This is a genomic window from Cobetia sp. D5 (genome assembly GCF_035666195.1).
In the GTDB taxonomy this organism is placed as follows: domain Bacteria; phylum Pseudomonadota; class Gammaproteobacteria; order Pseudomonadales; family Halomonadaceae; genus Cobetia; species Cobetia amphilecti.
The window spans coordinates 2836772-2856387 of the sequence record NZ_CP142020.1 but is presented as its reverse complement, the minus strand read 5'-3'; the positions used below and the strand labels follow the sequence as shown (position 1 = coordinate 2856387).

Annotated in this window: 17 protein-coding genes; 7 read left to right on the top strand and 10 right to left on the bottom strand. The window is 64.1% G+C overall.

The window, feature by feature from the left end; translation table 11 throughout:
* Nucleotides 1–95: 95 nt before the first annotated feature.
* From nth to U0O11_RS11835, 8 genes are all read right to left on the bottom strand, one after another.
* A complete protein-coding gene (gene nth, locus U0O11_RS11870; protein ID WP_324690228.1) occupies nt 96–731 on the bottom strand; it encodes an endonuclease III in 636 nt (211 codons plus the stop codon).
* 90 nt (nt 732–821) lie between these two features.
* Nucleotides 822–1532 carry an electron transport complex subunit E gene (locus U0O11_RS11865; protein WP_043334099.1) on the bottom strand — a complete coding sequence of 237 codons (711 nt, stop codon included), beginning with the start codon at nt 1530–1532 and terminating at the stop codon, nt 822–824.
* Complete coding sequence (rsxG, locus tag U0O11_RS11860) at nt 1525–2304, bottom strand: electron transport complex subunit RsxG (protein WP_324690225.1); 780 nt, start codon at nt 2302–2304, stop codon at nt 1525–1527. The genes U0O11_RS11865 and rsxG overlap by 8 nt, the downstream gene beginning before the upstream one ends.
* Nucleotides 2301–3341: an electron transport complex subunit RsxD gene (rsxD, locus tag U0O11_RS11855; protein WP_324690223.1), complete on the bottom strand. Its 1041-nt coding sequence runs from the start codon at nt 3339–3341 to the stop codon at nt 2301–2303. Before rsxD ends, rsxG begins: the two co-directional genes overlap by 4 nt.
* A 91-nt stretch (nt 3342–3432) precedes the next feature.
* On the bottom strand, nt 3433–6450 hold the full coding sequence (gene rsxC / locus U0O11_RS11850; protein WP_324690221.1) for an electron transport complex subunit RsxC: 3018 nt from the start codon (nt 6448–6450) through the stop codon (nt 3433–3435).
* Complete coding sequence (gene rsxB, locus U0O11_RS11845; protein ID WP_043334101.1) at nt 6450–7088, bottom strand: electron transport complex subunit RsxB; 639 nt, start codon at nt 7086–7088, stop codon at nt 6450–6452. Before rsxB ends, rsxC begins: the two co-directional genes overlap by 1 nt.
* Nucleotide 7089: 1 nt before the next feature.
* Nucleotides 7090–7671, bottom strand: a complete 582-nt coding sequence (gene rsxA / locus U0O11_RS11840; RefSeq protein ID WP_043334102.1) for an electron transport complex subunit RsxA — start codon at nt 7669–7671, stop codon at nt 7090–7092.
* 16 nt (nt 7672–7687) lie between these two features.
* Entirely contained in the window at nt 7688–7978 is a 291-nt protein-coding gene (locus U0O11_RS11835; RefSeq protein WP_152965392.1) for a hypothetical protein, read from the bottom strand.
* A gap of 29 nt (nt 7979–8007) precedes the next feature.
* Between U0O11_RS11835 and U0O11_RS11830 the strand changes: the two genes are divergently transcribed.
* Nucleotides 8008–8514 carry a DUF3465 domain-containing protein gene (locus tag U0O11_RS11830; RefSeq protein WP_043334103.1) on the top strand — a complete coding sequence of 169 codons (507 nt, stop codon included), beginning with the start codon at nt 8008–8010 and terminating at the stop codon, nt 8512–8514.
* 114 nt (nt 8515–8628) lie between these two features.
* Here the strand turns inward: U0O11_RS11830 and metG are convergent, their stop codons facing one another.
* The gene (gene metG / locus U0O11_RS11825) at nt 8629–10680 is read right to left on the bottom strand and encodes a methionine--tRNA ligase (protein WP_043334104.1); all 2052 of its coding nucleotides are present in this window, start codon (nt 10678–10680) and stop codon (nt 8629–8631) included.
* A gap of 249 nt (nt 10681–10929) precedes the next feature.
* Between metG and U0O11_RS11820 the strand changes: the two genes are divergently transcribed.
* Together U0O11_RS11820 and U0O11_RS11815 are read left to right on the top strand one after the other, a co-directional pair.
* Nucleotides 10930–11403 (top strand): tellurite resistance TerB family protein, encoded by a 474-nt coding sequence (locus U0O11_RS11820; RefSeq protein WP_324690214.1) that lies wholly within the window; start codon nt 10930–10932, stop codon nt 11401–11403.
* 396 nt (nt 11404–11799) lie between these two features.
* The gene (locus U0O11_RS11815) at nt 11800–13419 is read left to right on the top strand and encodes an alkaline phosphatase (RefSeq protein ID WP_303593735.1); all 1620 of its coding nucleotides are present in this window, start codon (nt 11800–11802) and stop codon (nt 13417–13419) included.
* 204 nt (nt 13420–13623) lie between these two features.
* On the opposite strand, the gene U0O11_RS11810 is transcribed toward U0O11_RS11815, so the two are convergent.
* Nucleotides 13624–14301 (bottom strand): cell wall hydrolase, encoded by a 678-nt coding sequence (locus U0O11_RS11810; RefSeq protein WP_192837648.1) that lies wholly within the window; start codon nt 14299–14301, stop codon nt 13624–13626.
* A 521-nt stretch (nt 14302–14822) separates the two neighbouring features.
* On the opposite strand from U0O11_RS11810, the gene U0O11_RS11805 reads away from it, so the two are divergent.
* From U0O11_RS11805 to U0O11_RS11790, 4 genes are all read left to right on the top strand, one after another.
* Nucleotides 14823–15536 carry an RNA pseudouridine synthase gene (locus U0O11_RS11805; RefSeq protein ID WP_324690209.1) on the top strand — a complete coding sequence of 238 codons (714 nt, stop codon included), beginning with the start codon at nt 14823–14825 and terminating at the stop codon, nt 15534–15536.
* 162 nt (nt 15537–15698) lie between these two features.
* Nucleotides 15699–16535, top strand: coding sequence for an iron-sulfur cluster carrier protein ApbC (apbC, locus tag U0O11_RS11800; protein WP_276315243.1), 837 nt, complete (start codon nt 15699–15701; stop codon nt 16533–16535).
* 125 nt (nt 16536–16660) lie between these two features.
* Nucleotides 16661–17227, top strand: a complete 567-nt coding sequence (gene dcd, locus U0O11_RS11795; protein WP_043334107.1) for a dCTP deaminase — start codon at nt 16661–16663, stop codon at nt 17225–17227.
* Between the two features lie 388 nt (nt 17228–17615).
* Complete coding sequence (locus tag U0O11_RS11790; RefSeq protein ID WP_324690207.1) at nt 17616–19601, top strand: autotransporter outer membrane beta-barrel domain-containing protein; 1986 nt, start codon at nt 17616–17618, stop codon at nt 19599–19601.
* Nucleotides 19602–19616 lie beyond the last annotated feature (15 nt).

Below are 19616 nucleotides of genomic sequence, written 5' to 3'. Positions count from 1 at the left end.
TCGCCAGGCGTCTGGTGATCAAGGCCCAGTCATCAAGCCCCAGTCATCAAGCCCCTGGTCATGAAGAAGTTATCAAACACTCGTGCCTTGAGGCGTTACAGGTCGACCTTGTCCTTGTACTCGCAGAGGTCTTCGATGATGCAGCTGCCGCAGCGCGGCTTGCGTGCCACGCAGGTGTAGCGGCCATGCAGGATCAACCAGTGGTGGGCGTCGACCAGAAACTCCTTGGGCACATGGCGCATCAGCTTGTGCTCGACCTCCAGCACGTTCTTGCCCGGGGCGATGCGCGTGCGGTTGGAGACACGGAAGATGTGCGTGTCCACCGCCATGGTCGGCTGACCGAAGGCGGTGTTGAGCACCACGTTGGCGGTCTTGCGGCCCACGCCGGGCAGCGCTTCCAGCGCCTCGCGGGTCTTCGGCACCTCGCCACCATGCCGTTCGATCAGCATGCGGCAGGTCTTGATGACGTTCTCGGCCTTGGTGTTGAACAGGCCGATCGTCTTGATGTACTCCTTAAGGCCCTCGACACCCAGCGCGAGGATGCTCTCCGGCGTATTGGCGACCGGATACAGCTTCGCCGTGGCCTTGTTGACGCCCACATCCGTCGCCTGCGCCGACAGCAGCACCGCGATCAAAAGCTCGAAGGGCGTTGACCAGGCAAGCTCGGTGCGTGGCTCAGGATTCTCGTTGCGCAGGCGGGTGAAGATCTCGAGGCGTTTCTGGGCGTTCATGATATCTCGGGGACGGCGGTAAGGGCTTGAGAGCAGGCGTCGTCGACACAGGCTGTCAGACAGCGGGCTGACGGCCTGTGTGAGAGGGGCTCAGGAGATGGTGCCGGTCACGCGTACACGACGCGATACCTTGGGCGCATCAGCGTTGGCTGCCTTGCGGCGCTGCTCGAGTCGCTCATCGATGGTCTTCTTGCCCGCGATGATCAGCCCCATGCAGAAGAAGGCGCCCGGTGGCAGCACCAGGAACAGGAAGGAGTAATCCGGGAAGATCGTCAGCTGCCAGTCGGCGGCCATCGGCCCGACGAGCAGTTCCATGCCGGCAAACAGCGTGCCCTGGCCGAACAGCTCACGCATGCCACCCAGCAGTACCAGCACGGCCATGAACCCCAGCCCCATCATCAGGCCATCGGTGGCCGCCGGCAGCACGGGATGCTTGGCAGCGAAGGCATCGGCACGCCCGAGAATCGCGCAGTTGGTGACGATCAGCGGAATGAAGATGCCGAGAATCTGATAGAGCTCATAGGTGTAGGCCTTCATCAGCAGCTCGGCACAGGTCACGAAGGAGGCGATGATCATCACGAAGGCCGGCAGGCGCACTGCAGAAGGCACCAGATTGCGGATCAGCGACACCGCCACGTTGGAGCCGATCAACACCAGCAGCGTGGCAAGCCCCAGCCCGATGGCGTTGACGACGCTGGCGGTGACGGCCAGCAGCGGACACAGGCCCAGCAGCTGCACCAACGCAGGGTTGTTGTCCCACAGGCCGTCGCGGCTGATCTTGCCAAGCGAGATATCACTCATGAGGTTCGTCTCCGCCGTGTTCAGAAGGCGCTGATGGCGTGAGCGTGCCATCAGCGGTGGGAGCTTGCGTACTCTGTTGGGCCTTGGCGGCGCGGCGGGTCGCGGTCAGCGTCTCGCTGTCGCCGGCCAGCAGCGCCGTGCGGTGCGCCATGAAGTAGATCAATGCCTGACGAACGGCACCCACCACGGCGCGCGGGGTGATGGTCGCACCGGTGAACTGGTCGAAATCACCGCCATCCTTGTTCACCTTCCATTCCACCGAGCTGAGCGTCTGGTCATCGAATTCGTGAATCCAGTCGGACTTGCGCGCTTCGATCTTGTCGCCCAGCCCCGGGGTCTCGGCGTGCTTGACGGCGCGCACTCCGGCCACGCTGCCATCGGCACGGATACCGACCAGCAGGCGGATGTCGCCGCTGTAACCCTTGCCGGTCACTACCGGCAGCAGCACCGCGACGGTCTCGCCATTTCGGGTGGCGCGCCAGCCGGTATCGGCGCTCTCCAGACCCAGCACCTGAGACGGCGGCAGGTCGAAGGCCGCGTCGAGCAGGTCATTGTCGTGCAGCGACGGCGGGATGATCTCGGCCAACGCCGCGCTCTGGGCGGCACGCTCGTTGTCGGCGATGGTCTCGGCGGTGGTCATCTGGGTCACGGCGACGACGCCGGCGGTGACGACGGCGAAGACCGCCAGACCCAGCGCGGCCCGCGCGATGGTGTGCTTCAGGCCCTGCGCGGCCTGGGCTTGCTGTTCGGGCTGATCAGGCGTCAGGCTCATGCCTTGTCCTCCAGCTTGATGCCGCGACGGGCCTTCTTGTGACCATAGCTGCGTGGCTGGGTGTAGTAATCGATGAACGGCACGCTGAAGTTCATCAGCAGCACCGCGAAGGCGATGGCGTCAGGGTAGGCGCCGAAGGTACGAATCAGGTAGATCAGCACGCCGATGCCGACGCCGTAATAGAGCTTGCCCTTGTTGGAGGTCGCCGCCGTGACCGGGTCCGTGGCGATGAAGAAGGCGCCGAAGATCGCCGCACCGCACAGCAGGTGGAACAGGGGGCTGGCGTGCTGCTCGCCATCCACGAAGGCGAAGATGGCAGAGATCACCGCCAGGCTGCCCAGCATCGCCACCGGGATATGCCAGGTGATCAGGCGACGCGCCAGCAGCACCAGGCCGCCGAGGCCCCAGGCGATGGCCGTCTGCTGCCAGGCCAGCAGGTTGGCGGCGGGCAGCAGGCTCGGGTCTGCCCAGAACTCGCTGCTGGAAAGCTCGCCCTTGTTGCGGAAGGCGTCCAGCGGCGTGGCACCGGTCAGGGCATCTGGCGTGGCGATCACGCCGAAGAACTGCTGCAGGCTGTCAGTGAAGCCGAGTGCGAAGCCATCCGGGGACGACCAGCGCGACATCTCGACCGGGAAGGAGATCAGCAGCAGCGCGTAGGCGACCATCGCCGGGTTGAACGGATTCTGGCCCAGGCCACCGTAGAGCTGCTTGGCAACCACGATGGCCGCGATCACGCCGGTCAGTACCAGCCACCAGGGTGCCAGCGGCGGCAACGACACTGCCAGCAGCACGCAGGTCACCAGCGCCGAATTGTCCCTGAGGAAGAAGCTGACCGGACGGCCACGCAGCTTGAGCAGCAGCGCCTCGAGGGCGACACCCACCAGACAGGCGAAGACGAGGTTGAACAGCACACCCCAGCCATAGTGCCAGCACAGCACGGCGATACCCGGCAGCGTCGCGGCCAGCACCCAGGCCATCACGCGCGAGGTGGCGGTTGGCCCGTGGGCATGGGGGGAGCTTGCATGCATCAGGCTCATGAGACGGTCAGATCCTTGCGGTAAATGGGCAATGACACGAGGCGTGCTTCAGGATGAGTCGCCGTTGGCGCGGTAATTGGGCTCAGGTCACTCATTGGGCGTCCACCAGTGCCTGCACCTCGGCCAATGACTCGCGGGCGTGTTCCAGATTGCGGCGCGTGCGGTCGACCTTGGTCGCCAGGCGCTGACGGTTTTCGTCATCCGCCTCGCTCAATGCCGCCTCGGCCTTGCGGTGGGCCGCCTCGGCCGCCTTGACCGCGATGCTGACCTGCTTGTGACGCTTGGCGAGGTTCTCGGCGCGTGATGCCTCGATCTCGGCCTGAGAGAGCGTCACGTTGCTGGCCATGCTGCCGCGCCCGACTGAACCCGCGGCGGGCTTGGGCGCATCGGGAATCAATTCGCCCGCGCCCTTGGCGACAGGCGGCGCCTCAGTGCTGCCAGCTTGCGCGCTGTTGAGGCGCACCTCGGCGGCACGCAGGTTCTCCTGGGCCGTGGCCAGCAGGGTCTGCAGGTCCTCGATATCGCCTTCGCCACTTTCGCTGGCGCGGGCCAGGGCCTTTTCGGCCTTCTTGACCGCGATATTGGCTGCGGCGCGCGCTGTCTTGAGTGCCTTGATATCGGCGCTGGGTGCCGCAGGTGCCGGTGCAGCAGCGTTGGCAGAAGAGCCAGCCGCACCTGTATCAGTGGTTTGAGCAGAGCCAGCCGCAGCGCTTGCCACAGGGCCTTTATCAGCGCCAGCGGCATCGGTCGCAGCCTTGAGGTCGCCCTCAGCCTTGGCAAGGCGGGACTTGGCATCCGTCACGCTGGCCTCGAGGGCGGGGATGTCGCCTTCACCGCTGTCCTGGGCGGTCTTGAGGGCCTTCTCGGCCTTCTTGACCGCGATATTGGCCGCGGCACGCGCCGTCTTGAGCGCCTTGAGGTCGGCTGCCGGGGCAGCCGCGCCTGTCGCGGAAGCGCTGGCCGCCGCAGGGGCAGCTGACTCGCTGGCCTCGCTGGCAGCCTTGAGATCGCCTTCGGCCTTGGCCAGTCGCGCCTTGGCCTCTGCCACGCTGGTCTCGAGGGCGGAGATGTCGCCCTCACCGCTGTCCTGGGCGGTCTTGAGGGCCTTCTCGGCCTTCTTGACCGCGATATTGGCCGCGGCGCGCGCCGTCTTGAGCGCCTTGAGATCGGCGGCGGGGGCAGTCGCACCGGTTGTCGCAGTGTTGGCTGTCGAAGCGCCGGCAGCCGCCGGGGCAGCTGACTCGCTTGCCTCGCTGGCGGCCTTGAGGGCGCTCTCGGCGCTGGCGAGCTTGGTCTTGGCCGCGGTCACGTTGGCCTCGAGCTTGGCGATATCGCCCTCGGAGCTCTCACCGCCATCCTGCGCTGCCTTGAGGGCCTTCTCGGCCTTCTTGAGAGCGATGTTGGCCGCGGCGCGCGCCGTCTTGAAGGCCTTGATGTCGGTGGCCGGTGCCGGCTGGGCAGCGGCGGCCGCTGTGGTGGCTGTGGCTGCCGAGGCCGAGGCCGAAGTCGTGTCAGCGGCGGCGCTGGCATCGGCGCGGGCGGCGGCGGACTTCTGGGCCGCCTGAGCGCGTTGCTGACGCTTGGCTTCCTTCTCGGCTTCCTCGCGCGCCATGCGCGCCTGCTTGAATTCGAAGCGGTGACGAGCGCGTTCAGACTTGCGCGCCTCGTGCTGGGCGCTGTGAATCTCGCCCTTGGCGAAGCGGTAATACTGCACCAGCGGAATCTGGCTGGGGCAGACATAGGAGCAGGCGCCGCATTCGATGCAATCCGCCAGATTGTAGAGCTCGGCCTTGTCGAACTCGCGTGCCTTGGAGAACCAGTAGAGCTGCTGCGGCAGCAGCTCGGCCGGACAGGCCTGCTCGCACATGCCGCAACGGATGCACGGCTGCTCGACCGCCGGGGTCGGCAGTGACTCGGGGGAGGAGGCCAGCAGGCAGTTGGTGGTCTTGATGATCGGCAGGGCGTCGCTCTCGAGCGTGAAGCCCATCATCGGCCCGCCCATCACCAGACGTGCGATGCCCGTCGGCGCCGGCGCTGCCAGACGCAGCAGGTCTGCGATGGAGGTGCCCAGGCGCGCCTCGACATTGTGCGGGTGCTGCAGCGCCTCACCGGTCAGGGTGACGACCCGCGAGATCATCGGCTCGCCGAAGCACACCGCGCGCTGCACGGCGCGCACGGTCCCCGGGTTGTGCACCACCACGCCGACATCGGCGGGCAGGCCACGGCTGGGCACTTCGCGGTCAGTCAGCAGCTTGATCAGCTGCTTCTCGCCGCCGGAGGGATACTTGGTCGGTACCACCACGACTTCGAGGCGTGAATCCAGCGGCGGCAGGCGCTTGTCGGCGCGGCGGGCGCGAATCGCCTGTTCCAGCGCGATGACGGCCTCGGGCTTGTTGTCCTCGATACCGATCAGGATGCACTCGGGGCCGATCAGGCTGGCGAGAATCTCGAGCCCTTCGATCAGTGCTTCCGGATGCGTGCGCATGGTCAGGTCATCGGCGGTGATGTAAGGCTCACACTCCGCCGCGTTCAGAATCAGGGTGTCGATGGCGTGGCGCTCACGCACCCTCGCCTTCACCGCCGAGGGGAAGCCGGCACCGCCCTGGCCGACCACGCCGGCGTCCTGCAGGCGCTGGATCAGGTCCTGGGCTTCCTGCTGCCGCCAGTCGCGCCAGGCTTCCAGGCGCGCCCATTCATCGATCTCACCCTCGCGCTCGATCACGATGCACAGGTCTTCCAGGCCCGAGACGTGGGGAATCTGGCGCGGCTCGATGGCGGTGACCACGCCGGTGATGCTGGCATGCACCGGGGCGGAGATCATGCCCTGGGCGCGCGCGATCAGCTCACCCGTCTTGACGCGCTGGCCGATCTCCACCAGTGGCTGGGCGGGCGCGCCGATATGCTGGCTGAGCGGCAGCACCACCTCACGGGGCAGCGGGGCGGCCACCAGCGGGGCGCGGTTGGAGAGCGCCTTGTGCTCCGGCGGATGGATGCCGCCGTGGAAGTCGAACACGCGAGGCGCGCCCTGACCCTTCTGTGTGTGTTCCGCCTCCGCCGTGGCGGCGGAACGTGAGGAAGTCACCATGGATTTGAGTAACGACAGAACCATCAGGCGACATTCCTTGCAGATGTGGCAGTAGAATCGGCGGCATCGGTCACGATCAGATTGCCACTGAAGCGGGCATTGTCGCGGGTCGGGCCCGCCGGTTGCGGCCAGTGCCAGCTGCGCACGTCAGTGGCGACCGGCACCATGTCGATGCAATCGACCGGGCAGGGTTCGACACACAGGTCGCAGCCGGTGCATTCGTCGGCGATCACGGTGTGCATGTGCTTGGCGGCACCGAGAATGGCATCGACAGGGCAGGCCTGGATGCACTTGGTGCAACCGATGCACTCGTCCTCGCGAATCACCGCCACCTTGGGCGTGTTGTCGCTGTCGCCATCCAGCGGGGTGGCCTCGCGGCCCAGCAGGTCGGCCAGCGAGGCGATGGTGCTCTCGCCGCCCGGCGGGCACTTGTTGATCTCGTCGCCTTCGGCGATGGCCTGGGCGTAGGGCTTGCAGCCCGGATAACCGCACTGGCCGCACTGGGTCTGCGGCAGCAGCTGGTCGATCTGCTCGACGATGGGGTCGCCCTCGACCTTGAAGGCCACGGCGGCAAAGCCGAGCAGACCGCCGAAGACGACGGCCATGGCCACCAGTGCGACGATGGCGGAGATCAGCGTATGGTCGTTGAAGAATTCGAGCATGTCAGATCTGCACCAGTCCGGAGAAGCCGAGGAAGGCCAGCGACATCAGGCTGGCGGTGATCATCGCGATGGCCGGGCCCTGGAAGGGGCGCGGCACATCGGCGACGGCCAGGCGCTCGCGCATGGCGGCGAACAGTACCAGTACCAGCGAGAAGCCGACGGCCGCGCCGAAGCCGTAGAGTGTGGCTTCCATGAAGCTGGAATTGCGGTTCAGGGTCAGCAGCGCCACGCCGAGTACCGCACAGTTGGTGGTGATCAGCGGCAGGAAGATGCCCAGCACCTGATAGAGCAGCGGGCTGGTCTTCTTGACCACCATCTCGGTGAACTGCACCACCACGGCGATCACCATGATGAAGGCGATGGTGCGCAGGTACTCGAGCCCCAGTGGCGCGAGGATGAAGTGATAGGTCAGGTAGGCGCACATCGACGACAGCGTGAGCACGAAGGTGGTGGCCAGCGACATGCCCATCGCGGACTCCAGCTTGTTGGAGACACCCATGAAGGGGCACAGGCCGAGGAACTGCACCAGTACGAAATTGTTGACCAGGATGGTGCTGATCAGGATAAGAAGGTATTCACTCATCAGGGGCGTCGCTCGGTCAGGGTGTTTCGAAGGCGCTTCCGTGCTCGCGGCATGCATGAACCGGCACTCGCAGGCGATCAGGGCTGTTGCTGCCGCAAGCTGTCAGGAAGCTGCATGGCAGGGGATCGTCGAGCGCGGCGGTATTATACGCAAGATGCTGCTGGCCGACAGCCTGTAGCGTGGCAAGCGAGGCGTAGTGTTGCCAGCATGAGACGACCATTGTTTCGCGTTTTGCTTGGTTCTTGAAGTAATAAAGAAGAATTCCTTTATTACTTTTATTGATTATGGCGTGATCAGAGACTTTCACGTCATCCGGGGTGGCACAAGGAGCGGGATATGCGCAGGACAGGAACACGCGGCCGTCGGCCGTTATGGGTCATCATTCTGGTGGTGGCGATGGCGGGCATCTCGCAGCTGACGGGCAATGGCAACTTCTCGCTCTCCCAGCTGTGGAATGACTTCCAGTCGCCGCAGGCCGAGGCGACTCAGGGGGAAGGTGCTTCCTCGGCAGACGAAAGCCGACTCAGGCGCGCCATCAGTGCCCAGCAGAGTGATGTGCAGGTGCGGGGCGTGGGTGAGGTGACGCGTCTGCTCAGGGATGATCTCAAGGGCAGCCGTCATCAGAAGTTCCTGATCCGGGTCGCGGGCGGCACCACCATTCTGGTGGCGCACAACATCGATCTCGCGCCACGCATCGACAGTCTTCAGGTCGGTGATCGCATCGGCTTCTACGGGGAATATGAGTGGACCGACAAGGGCGGCGTGATCCACTGGACGCATCATGATCCCGGTGGCCGTCATGTGGATGGCTGGCTGGAGCATGCCGGTCGCCGCTACGAGTAGCCGTCCCGCCGGCCGGATGTGACGCATGAACGACAACGCCCCGCCAGAGAGTCTCTGACGGGGCGTTGTGCTGAAGAGGCTTCAGTGAGGCTGAATCAGCGCATCATCACTGTATCAAGTCACGCGCTGACCCGGCTTGGCACCGGTGTGCGGCTCCAGCAGGTAGATGCCTTCGTCGTCACCGGCGGCCAGCACCATGCCCTCGGACACGCCGAAGCGCATCTTGCGCGGCGCCAGGTTGGCGACCATCACCGTCAGACGACCTTCCAGCGCTTCCGGCGCGTAGGCGGACTTGATGCCGGAGAACACGGTGCGCGTCTCGCCACCGATATCCAGCGTCAGCTTGAGCAGCTTGGCCGCCTTCTCGACGTGCTCCGCCTTGACGATCTTCGCCACGCGCAGGTCGGTCTTCATGAAGGTATCAAAGTCGATCTCGTCGGCGATCGGGTCGGCGTCGAGCGGGCTCGGCGCGGCCGCGGCTTCGGCCTTGGCGGTGCCGTCCTTGATCTTCTGCTCCTCGACCAGCACTTCGCGCGAGGCTTCGAGCATCTTGTCGATGCGCTCCGGCTCGACGCGGGTCAGCAGCGGCTTGAACTTGTTGATCGCATGATCGGTCAGCACGCTTTCACGGCTGGCCCAGTCGAGGCTCTCGAGGTTCAGGAAGTCGCGCGCCTTGTCGGTCAGCTCCGGGATCACCGGCGCCAGATAGACCATCAGCTGGCGGAACAGGTTGATGCCCACGGAGCAGACGTCGAGCACTTCCTGCTCGCGGCCGTCTTCCTTGGCCATCGCCCACGGCGCCTTGTCGGCGATGTAGGTGTTGGCTTCATCGGCCAGCTCCATCACCTTGCGCATGGCGCGCGCGAACTCACGGGCTTCGAAGTCCGCCGCGATGCCTTCGCCAGCGGCGATGAAGCGCTCGACCAGCTCCGGCTCGGCGCAGGTGGCGGACAGCTTGCCGTCGCCGAACTTCTTGACGAAACCGGCGCAGCGGCTGGCGATGTTGACCACCTTGCCGACCAGGTCGGAATTCACGCGGGCGGTGAAGTCGTCGAGGTTGAGGTCGAGATCATCGACGCCGGAGGTCAGCTTGGCGGCGAAGTAGTAGCGCAGGTATTCCGGGTTGAGGAACTGCGCGTAGGTGTCGGCCTTGATGAAGGTGCCGCGCGACTTGGACATCTTGGCGCCATTGACGGTCACGAAACCGTGGCAGTTGACGCCGGTCGGGGTGCGCATGCCGGCACCTTCCAGCATCGCCGGCCAGAACAGGGCGTGGAAGTAGACGATGTCCTTGCCGATGAAGTGATAGACCTCGGCGTCGGAATCGGCCTTCCAGTAGCTGTCGAAGTCGATGCCCTGCTTCTCGCACAGGTTCTGGAAGCTGGCGAGGTAGCCGATCGGCGCGTCCAGCCACACGTAGAAGTACTTGCCCGGCGCGTCGGGAATCTCGAAGCCGAAGTAGGGCGCATCGCGGGAGATGTCCCACTCGGCCAGACCCGCCTCGAACCATTCCTGCAGCTTGTTGGAAATCTGGCTCTGCACGCGGCCGCTCTTGGTCCACTCCTGCAGGAACTCGGCGAAGTTCGGCAGCTTGAAGAAGTAGTGGGTGGACGTGCGCATTTCCGGCGTGGCGCCGGAGATGGCCGAGACCGGATCGATCAGCTCGGCCGGCGTGTAGGCCGCGCCGCAGGCTTCACAGTTGTCACCGTACTGGTCTTCGGTCTTGCACTTCGGGCAGGTGCCCTTGATGAAGCGGTCGGCGAGGAACAGGCCCTTGACCGGATCGAACATCTGCTCGATATCGCGTGTGGCGATATGGCCGGCATCGCGCAGCGCCAGATAGATGCGCTCGCTGTGGGCGCGGTTTTCCGGCGAGTGGGTGGAGTGATAGTTGTCAAAGCCGACGCCGAACTTGGCGAAGTCGGCCTGATGCTCGTCACTCACACGCTGGATCAGCTGCTCGGCGGTGACACCTTCCTGCTCGGCACGCAGCATGATGGCGGTGCCGTGGGCGTCATCGGCGCACACGTAATGGCACTCGTGGCCACGGCTTTTCTGGAAGCGTACCCAGATGTCGGTCTGGATGTACTCAAGCAGGTGACCCAGGTGGATCGACCCATTGGCATAGGGCAGGGCACTGGTAACCAGAATCTTGCGCGCTGACATGAGGCCTCGTCTTGACGGTAAAGGGCGCCTGCTGCGCAGTGCGCAGCCACTCGCCGGGATGACTCGTGATAAGGGGCGAACGCATCGCCCCGTCGGGATGGGCGCTACTATATCGCGAAGGTGCGGGCGGCGCGAAGGGCGCGTCGCGTCACCGGCAACGCTGGCGTGCGCAACTGCGAGGTTGCAACCCGTGCCGCTGCCCTCATGAAGGATTCAAGGACACTACATTTTCCGTTCCTGGAGGTCAGCATGCCAGCACAGCTATCCGTCGCCGGTCAGATCAATCGTCTCATCCGCCAGGTGATGATGCCCGGCAGCAACGCCCGTCCCAACGAGGAGCCCGGCCCGGAACTCGCCATGGCCGTGCTGATGTTCGAGGTGGTACGCGCCGATGACCATCTCGATGTGCGCGAACGTGAAGCCCTGGCGCGCCAGCTGGCCGAGCGCTTCTCGCTGGGGGATGAGGAACTTGCCAGCCTGCTGACCCAGGCCGAGCAGGATGCCGAACAGGCCACGGACCACTACCGTTTCGTCAAGCAGCTCAACGAGCACATAAGCCTCGAGGAGCGCAGCGAGCTGATCGGCATGCTCTGGGAGCTGGCCTACGCCGATGGCGAGCTGGACCCGCAGGAAGAGCATCGCATCCGCCGTCTTGCCGGCCTGCTGCATGTCAGCCACAGCGAGTTCATCCGCACCAAGCTGGCGGCACAGCCGGACACCTGATCCGTCAGGAATTTTGGGAAGGGTGTCCCTGTCCACCCCTTAGGCACACGCCCCTATTACGACACCCCCAAGCAGACGCCCCCGTTGCCAATGGCAGCGGGGGCGTCGTGTTTGCGGCTTCTGGTCGCAGTGTCGTCTGTCATTAATCTGACATCTGCATGTCATCCTTTCGTCATGAATTGTCCTGTAGCCGGGCCATTGATATGGACGGCTCTGCTTGCGTCGTCAATAGTGAAGCGCATGCTCCAGTTGGCACCTTGGGTGCCGCCATGTGAGCAGATCGCGATTCATTTCTGACCAACAAGCGCTCCGTTCGAACACAGACGTACAGACTTGCACGAGTATCGTATGTGCCCGGGTAACACGGATGCCAACAACGATAAGGGAACACGGAAGATGACCATGATGATGCCTCATCAGAACCGGCAAGGACGATGGTGTCGAAAAGGGTGGGCCGTCGTTGCGCTGACGGGAAGCATGAGCTGGATGCCGCTGGCCAATGCGGCAGAGATCAAGAATGTCATTCTGATGATTGGCGATGGTATGGGGCCCCAGCAGGTTGGCATGCTGGAGACATACGCCAATCGTGCGCCGGATTCGATATATCAGGGGCGTTCGACGGCACTCTACCAGCTGGCGAAGGAAGGCGTGGTGGGCGCTTCATTGACTCACCCTGAAGATGCCGTAGTAGTGGATTCGGCCTGTTCAGCGACTCAGCTCTCGACGGGTATCTTCACCGGGGGCGAGGTGATCGGCATAGATTCAGAGGGTAATCGGGTGGAAACCGTCCTCGAGCTTGCCAAACGAGTCGGCAAGGCCACCGGATTGGTGTCCGATACGCGCCTGACCCACGCGACTCCGGCGGCCTTCGCCGCCCACCAGCCGCATCGTTCACTGGAAAATGCCATTGCCGAAGACATGCTCATGACCGGGCCGGATGTCATGCTGTCGGGAGGGTTGCGTCACTTCGTGCCACAGTCCGTCAGTGAGCCGGGGGAAAGCGCGGGCAGTGTCGAGACGCTGATGCAAGGTGCCTGGTCGCCAACCTCCAAGCGCAAGGATGAACGAAATCTGCTCCAGGAAGCTGCAGATCAAGGCTATGGGCTAGCCTTTACGCGTGATCAGATGGCCGCACTCAATGGCACCAAGGTATTGGGGCTATTCGCCAACTCGGGTATGGCGGATGGTATCAGCTATCGAGATAGCCATGATGACCCACAGCGTCAGCAGCCGACCCTGCATGAGATGACCCAGAAAGCACTGTCAATGCTGGAACAGGATGATGATGGTTTCTTTTTGATGGTCGAGGGTGGCCAGATCGACTGGGCCGCGCATTCCAATGATGCGGGCACCATGCTCAATGAACTGATCAAGTTCGATGAGGCCGTGCAAGGTGTCTATGACTGGGCGCGAGAGCGAGACGATACAATAATCCTGGTAACGGCCGACCATGAGACGGGGGCATTCGGCTTCAGTTATTCCAGCGCCAATTTACCGGCAGCGCAGAAGAAATCAGGCCCTGCATTCGCAGATCAGGATTACGCTCCCAATTTCAATTTTGGTGACTTCTCGATTCTGGACAGTCTCTATGAGCAGAAGCAGACCTATTACGAGCTGCTCAGTGATTTCGAGGCACTACCGCAAGGTGAGCGCACACCGGCGCGCTTGATGGCGGCTGTCAATGGCAATAGTGACTTCCAGATTACCGAAGCCCAGGCAGCTGAAGTACTGGCCAACAAGCCCAACCCCTATCATGTGGATGGACATAGTTACCTCGGGGTCAGCGAGGTGCCGGCAGTTCACGACTTCGACGCCTTCTTCCCCTATAACGATCGCGGCAACCTGCTGGCGCGGGCATTGGCGACACAGCAAAACACCGTCTGGGGGACTGGTACGCACACCCATACGCCAGTCAACGTCTTTGCATGGGGGCCAGCCAACGACATCTTGCCGGTCTCGTCCATCCTGCACCATTCCGAGATAGGGCAGTATCTGAAGACAGTGGTAGCGAAGTAGCCGGACTCGGCCCATTTCTGAAGATTGAGTGATGATATGCCCCAGAAGGCCCCTGATGAGTGAATCATCAGGGGCCTTCTGGTTTGTCTGTTTCTTGTACGGTCTTCCCGTCACGGTCTTGTATGTGACATGGCGCTGGCGTGCGGCATGTCAGGCAACTTGCTGGTGATGGTTCTACCCGTCATGCCCTGGTGAGAGGGTGAGTCAGTTGCGATAGAACAGGTGCTGACCGATGCGCGCGGTGCGCACGAAGCGCTTGGCCCAGTAGGGCGTGGCGTAGCGGGCGTGGAAGTAGAGGGCGCCGTCGGTGACGTCTTCCAGCTGATGGTTGAGCGCCTGACGGGCCACGTCGCGTGCCTCGGCGTAGGCGGCGGGTTCGCGAATGCGGTCGGAGCGACCGTCACACCACCAGGAGAACTGGCAGCTGCCGCTTTCGCCACCCTGCTTGACCACGCCGCACAGGCTGTCGGGGAAGCGCGGGTCGGCGGCGCGATTGATCACCACATTGACGATGCCCTGCATGCCGCTTCTGCCTTCGCCCTTGGCTTCCCAGTAGGCGGCGCGCGCCAGGCAGGTCAGCGGGTCGTCCACCGGACGCTGGCCGTTGGGGTCGATCGCCTTGGCGCCGGCCTTGCTGAGCAGCAGGCTCTCCGGCACATCGCTCTCGCCTTGCACCAGCAGGCTTTCCAGCCGTTCGGCCTTGACGGCTGCCTTGGCCGCGGTGGTCGGGGCGGCAGGCGCGTCCGAGGCGTGCGGCGCGGAGCAGCCCGCGGCCAGCGTCAGGCCGAAGATCAGTACCAGATGACGAAGCGTGCGTGCACTGCTGATGGCGTAGCGCCGAGTGTGAGTCAGTGGGCGGCGCGATGTGGGAGATAAACGCATGCAAGATACCTGTGAACGTGGCCTGGGAAGCGCAGCAAGGCGGGATGGCGCGCAGGGTCAATCCGGGTTGATCGCACACCTTCGGCTGGCGAGTCACTGACTGAGACTGAAGCGTTGGCCACCGGCTTCCTCGGTAGCGACAGTCGACGCGCAAGCGCATCAGTTTGCCTGACCCTGACCTTGTATGGCCCTGAGTGAGCTTCAACGCAACTCTGACGCTTTGCCGCGCAAAGGGTTCCGCAACTGTCACCACGCGGTTGCGTAGTGGATCAGATGCGCTGGCGGAGAGCGTCGAAGGACCTGGTAAGGCGCATCAAATGATCTGCTCAAGCACACTGCGCCGATTTCTGGCCACGCAGCCTAGCATCTTCAGCGCGTCTCGTCCGTGCCATCCTCGGCGCATGCCGTTATCATGGCGGGCTAGCCTTGATGACCCTGTCAGGCTGTCCCACTTCTTTTTATCTGCGCTTCTGCGTGCTGCTGCTCTGCCTGTTGCCTGCGTCGCTGCCCCGAGAGTCCCCATGACCGAACCCGTCCGTCTTTCCAAGTTTCTGGCCCATCAGCAGGGCATCTCGCGCCGTGAGGCCGAGCATCTCATCGCCAAGGGGGTGGTACGTGTCGCGGGCGAGATCGTGGAAGCGCCTTTCTTCAAGGTCACCGATGAGGAAGTCACCGTCGATGACGGCGCCAGCATGGCACCCATCGAGCCGCTGACCCTGGTCTGGTATCAGCCGCCGGGCACGCCGCTGCCGGACCCGCTGACCCTGCGTGACGGCGCGCCGCGCAGTGCGCTCGACAACAGCGGTGCCGACTGGCTCAAGGTGCATTTCCTGTCCCAGCAGCCGCTGGCCGAGCTCGGCGAAGACGAATCCGGTCTCGCGGTGTGGTCACAGAACCGTGGCGTGATCCGCAAGCTGGGTGATGACCTGGACCAGCTGGAGCAGGAATACGTCGTCGAGGTGGAAGGGACACTGGATGACGAAGGCCTCAAGCGTATCGGCTTCGCGCTGTGCGCCGACATCCGCGGCCGCAAGCCCAAGGTCAGCATCAGCTGGCAGAGCGACACCCGTCTGCGCATCGCCATGAAGCGGGTGCCGGTGGGGGGGATCCGCGGCGCGGTCGAGGAGCAGGGCCTCAAGGTGATCGAGGTGCGTCGTCTGCGTCTGGGCGCGATTCTGCTCGGTCGCATGGCGCCGGGCGAGTGGCGCTTCCTGCCGGTCGACGTGCGCTTCTGAGACGTGCGCTTCTGATTTGCTCCCAGGGCCATGGCTTCCTGAGGCATGGCTCCCATGGACATGCTTCATCGGCTTGGCCCGTGTAGCGGTGGCAGGCATACTGTGCCCATCGTGTTCCACGGCTTTTTTCGCTGACAGTTCAGACGCCTGCGCGCCACGTTCATCGCGCCGCGCAGGCCGTCACAGGAGTTTCAAGGTATGGAAGGTATCAAGCACATTGTCGCGGTCGCTTCCGGCAAGGGTGGCGTTGGCAAGTCCACCGTCACCGCCAATCTGGCGCTGGCTTTGGCGGCGGAGGGTCTCAAGGTCGGCCTGCTGGACGCCGACATCTATGGTCCGAGTCAGGCGCAGATGTTCGGCGTGCCGACCGGTCAGCGTCCGGAAATGGCCGGTGAGCAGGTCTTCAGCCCCATCGAGGCGCATGGCATCAAGACCATGTCGATGGCCTATCTGGTCGACGTGAAGGACCCGATGGTCTGGCGTGGCCCGATGGTCGCCGGTGCCTTCCAGCAGCTGCTCAACCAGACCGCCTGGGGCGAGCTTGATGTGCTGCTGATCGACATGCCGCCGGGCACCGGTGACATCCAGCTGACTCTGTCGCAGAAGGTGCCGGTCTCCGGCGCCGTCATCGTCACCACGCCGCAGGACATCGCACTGCTGGATGCCCAGAAGGGCATCGAGATGTTCCGCAAGGTCAAGGTGCCGGTGCTGGGCGTGGTCGAGAACATGAGCACTCACACCTGCAGCCAGTGTGGCCACAGTGAAGCGGTATTCGGCGCGGGCGGTGGTGAGCGTATCGCCGATGAGTACCAGACTCGTCTGCTGGGCCAGCTGCCGCTGACCCTGAGCATTCGCGAGAATGCCGATGGCGGTCGCCCGAGCGTGATCGCGGAGCCGGACGGCGAAGTGGCCGCGAGCTTCCGCGCCATCGCGCGTCAGGTCTCCGAGTCACTGGAAAGTGCCGGTGCGGACGAAGGCCCGAGCATCAGCTTCAGCTGAGCCCGACGCGCCAGGCGCAAGCCGCGCGTGCCGAGGTTTCCAGCGACACAGCGGGCCGGTATCATGCTGGCCCGCGTTTCATGGCGCTCACGCGTCTCTCCCCATCAGTCAGTCAGGTACGCTCGATGAGCATCAAATCCGACAAGTGGATCCGTCGCATGGCCGAAAGCCACGACATGATCGAACCCTTTGAGCCCGATCAGGTGCGCTTTCACGATGAGCGCCGTGTGATTTCCTACGGCACTTCCAGCTACGGCTACGATGTGCGCTGCTCGGATGAGTTCAAGGTCTTCACCAACATCCATTCGGCGACGGTGGACCCCAAGCACTTCGACGAGAAGAGCTTCGTGGACGTGAAGGGCGACTCCTGCGTGATTCCGCCCAACTCCTTCGCGCTGGCCCGTACCATCGAGTACTTCCGCATTCCGCGTAACGTGCTGACCATCTGCCTGGGCAAGTCCACCTACGCGCGTTGCGGCATCATCGTCAACGTGACGCCGCTGGAGCCGGAGTGGGAAGGCCACGTCACCCTCGAGTTCTCCAACACCACCAACCTGCCGGCGCGTATCTACGCCAACGAAGGCGTGGCGCAGATGCTGTTCCTCGAGTCCGATGAAGTCTGCGAGACCAGCTACAAGGATCGCGGCGGCAAGTATCAGGGCCAGCGTGGCGTGACACTGCCGCGTACCTGATACCCCTTGCTGCGCGCTCGCTATCGTGCGAGTTGTCGCGAGTATCTGGCCGTGAGCGGCAAGTTACTTGCGTGCGGCAAGCCAAGAGTGTGGCAAGCCAGGAGCGCCTCCTTCGGGAGGCGCTTTTTTTGTGCCTGCTAATGCCTGCTCATGGCGACGTGTGCCGACGGTGGCAAGAAAGAGACGACGGTGGCAAGAGAGACAACGGTGGCAAGAGAGACGCCGGTGGCAGGTAGCGAGAACGTGACATGCTCGCAAGGCGCTGAGTCTTAGCCGGAAGTTGAACGAAACATGTGATTCAATCACTCGTTTTATTGCCTATGCTTGTCTGCAGGCCACCCCCAGAGTGGCTGCAGGACGGATACCTCCCACAAGCAAGGGGCACGCCATGCCATCGCGTTCACATCGCGCTGTATTCCCGCCGGCAAGCGCCAGCGGTCTGGTCCGACGTTTTACCCTCACGAGTCTCGCCCTCGCCATCAGCACCACCTTGTTGGCGCCTCCCGCGCAGGCCTATTCCAACCTCTATCTCTTCGGCGACAGTCTGAGCGATTCCGGCCAGTTCCCCGATACCACCCTGGGCGGCCTCAACAGTCTGCGTTTCACCAATCGCAGCGGCCCGGATTACGAAAACTCGGCCTATGGCAGCGTCTCGACCCAGTTGCTGGCCACGGAACTGGGGCTGGCGGCAGAGCCTTCCACCTCGGTGATCTATCAGCTGGCCGGCTTCAGTGACGGCACCAACTACGCGGTGGGCGGCTATACCACGGCGCAGATTCTGGCCTCGGTGACCGACGAGGATGGCTCCGAGGTGGTCATCCCGCCGGGCAGTACCGGTGCGGGCACGGTGCTCAGGGTCGAGGATGGCTATCTGGTCAGCACCGGCGGCAGTGCCGACCCGGACGCCCTCTATTACGTCAACGGCGGTGGCAACGACTTCCTGCAGGGCGTGATCACCTCGCCGGCCACGGCGGTCGCCTCCGCCGGCAATCTGGCCTCCGCGGTGGAGGCGCTGGCAGCGGCGGGCGCCACCACCATCATGGTTTCCAACCTGCCGGATGTCGGCAGCACCCCGGCCGGCCAGTCGGCGGGCGCGGCCCAGGCGGCAGGGACCTCCGCGCTGGTAGACGTCTTCAATGATGCGCTGGGCGCGCGACTGGCGGCGCTGGATGGCGAAGTCAACATCATCCGCCTGGATACCGTCGGCATTCTCGAGGAGGTGCTGGCATCACCGGCCGAGTTCGGCTTCGCCAGCGATGTGCCGCTGACCCAGGTGTGTTTCTCGGACAGCTGCAACGTCACGCCCTACGGGCTGGGCGGCGCTGCGGAAGACCCCGACAAGCTGCTGTTCAATGATGGCGTGCACCCGACCACCGCCGGGCAGGAGATTCTGGCCGACTACGCCTATGCGATGCTCGCCGCACCCTCGGTGCTGGGGCTGGCGTCGCAGCTGGGCACGGGCGCGCTCAATGCCAGTCAGCGCAGCCTCGCCGATGAATTGCGTCCCGGTGCGCAGGACAGGCGCTCCGGGGAGGGCGTGCGCGTGTTCGCCATCGGCTCGGCCAGTGGCGGCAGCGGCGATGGCGAGACTTCCAGCGGCCAGCAGGGCTTTGACAGCGAGCAGCGCGCTGCGGGTGTCGGCGTGATGCTGCCGCTGGACAACGCACTCGGCCAGGCCTGGGGCGGCGTTGCCGTCAGTCAGCGCAATGCGGACTTCGATGTCGATGATGGCAGTGAGCTTGAGCTGGACGGGCAGGTGTTCAGCCTGTTCGCGCGTCAGCAGCTGGGCAGGTTTGGCGTCCAGGCGGTGGCCAGCTACGGCGACTTCGATTACGACCTCGATCGCCATGTCGCACTGGGTCAGTCATCGCGCACCCTGTCCGGTGAGACCGATGGCGATGGCTTCAGCGCCGAGGCGCGTCTTGATTATCGTCTCACCGCCGCCGATTCGCTGTGGTACAACGCGCCCTTCGTGGCCTACCGCCACACCGAGTCCGACATCGATGGCTATACCGAATCCGGCTCCGCCGCCAACGCCTTGAGCGTCTCGGATCAGACGCTGCGCGATCGCCGTGTCGAGGCCGGCTTCATGGTCGACCGCGCCATCGCGGAGGGTTTCGGCCTCTACGGTGAGCTGGCCTACGGCAAGCGTCTGGATGACGACGCCGACAGCGCCGAGGTGCGTCTGGCGAGCCTGCCGACCAATGCCTACCGCGCCGAGGATCTCGATCGCGGCAGCGACAACTACCTGCGTGTCGACGGTGGCTGGCGCATGCAGCTGGGCCGCAATGCCATGCTGCATCTGGGCGCCGGCATCGAGACCTGGGATGAGGTGACGGCGCGCGGGGAGGTGGGGGTGAGTTACACCTTCTGAAAGCGAAAGCCGCTG

Excerpts from the sequence above, each read along its gene's own strand:
- nth (WP_324690228.1), bottom strand. The coding sequence starts at position 731 with ATGAACGCCCAGAAACGCCTCGAGATCTTCACCCGCCTGCGCAACGAG.
- U0O11_RS11865 (WP_043334099.1), bottom strand. The coding sequence starts at position 1,532 with ATGAGTGATATCTCGCTTGGCAAGATCAGCCGCGACGGCCTGTGGGAC.
- rsxG (WP_324690225.1), bottom strand. The coding sequence starts at position 2,304 with ATGAGCCTGACGCCTGATCAGCCCGAACAGCAAGCCCAGGCCGCGCAG.
- rsxD (WP_324690223.1), bottom strand. The coding sequence starts at position 3,341 with ATGAGCCTGATGCATGCAAGCTCCCCCCATGCCCACGGGCCAACCGCC.
- rsxC (WP_324690221.1), bottom strand. The coding sequence starts at position 6,450 with ATGGTTCTGTCGTTACTCAAATCCATGGTGACTTCCTCACGTTCCGCC.
- rsxB (WP_043334101.1), bottom strand. The coding sequence starts at position 7,088 with ATGCTCGAATTCTTCAACGACCATACGCTGATCTCCGCCATCGTCGCA.
- rsxA (WP_043334102.1), bottom strand. The coding sequence starts at position 7,671 with ATGAGTGAATACCTTCTTATCCTGATCAGCACCATCCTGGTCAACAAT.
- U0O11_RS11830 (WP_043334103.1), top strand. The coding sequence starts at position 8,008 with ATGCGCAGGACAGGAACACGCGGCCGTCGGCCGTTATGGGTCATCATT.
- metG (WP_043334104.1), bottom strand. The coding sequence starts at position 10,680 with ATGTCAGCGCGCAAGATTCTGGTTACCAGTGCCCTGCCCTATGCCAAT.
- U0O11_RS11820 (WP_324690214.1), top strand. The coding sequence starts at position 10,930 with ATGCCAGCACAGCTATCCGTCGCCGGTCAGATCAATCGTCTCATCCGC.
- U0O11_RS11815 (WP_303593735.1), top strand. The coding sequence starts at position 11,800 with ATGACCATGATGATGCCTCATCAGAACCGGCAAGGACGATGGTGTCGA.
- U0O11_RS11810 (WP_192837648.1), bottom strand. The coding sequence starts at position 14,301 with ATGCGTTTATCTCCCACATCGCGCCGCCCACTGACTCACACTCGGCGC.
- U0O11_RS11805 (WP_324690209.1), top strand. The coding sequence starts at position 14,823 with ATGACCGAACCCGTCCGTCTTTCCAAGTTTCTGGCCCATCAGCAGGGC.
- dcd (WP_043334107.1), top strand. The coding sequence starts at position 16,661 with ATGAGCATCAAATCCGACAAGTGGATCCGTCGCATGGCCGAAAGCCAC.
- U0O11_RS11790 (WP_324690207.1), top strand. The coding sequence starts at position 17,616 with ATGCCATCGCGTTCACATCGCGCTGTATTCCCGCCGGCAAGCGCCAGC.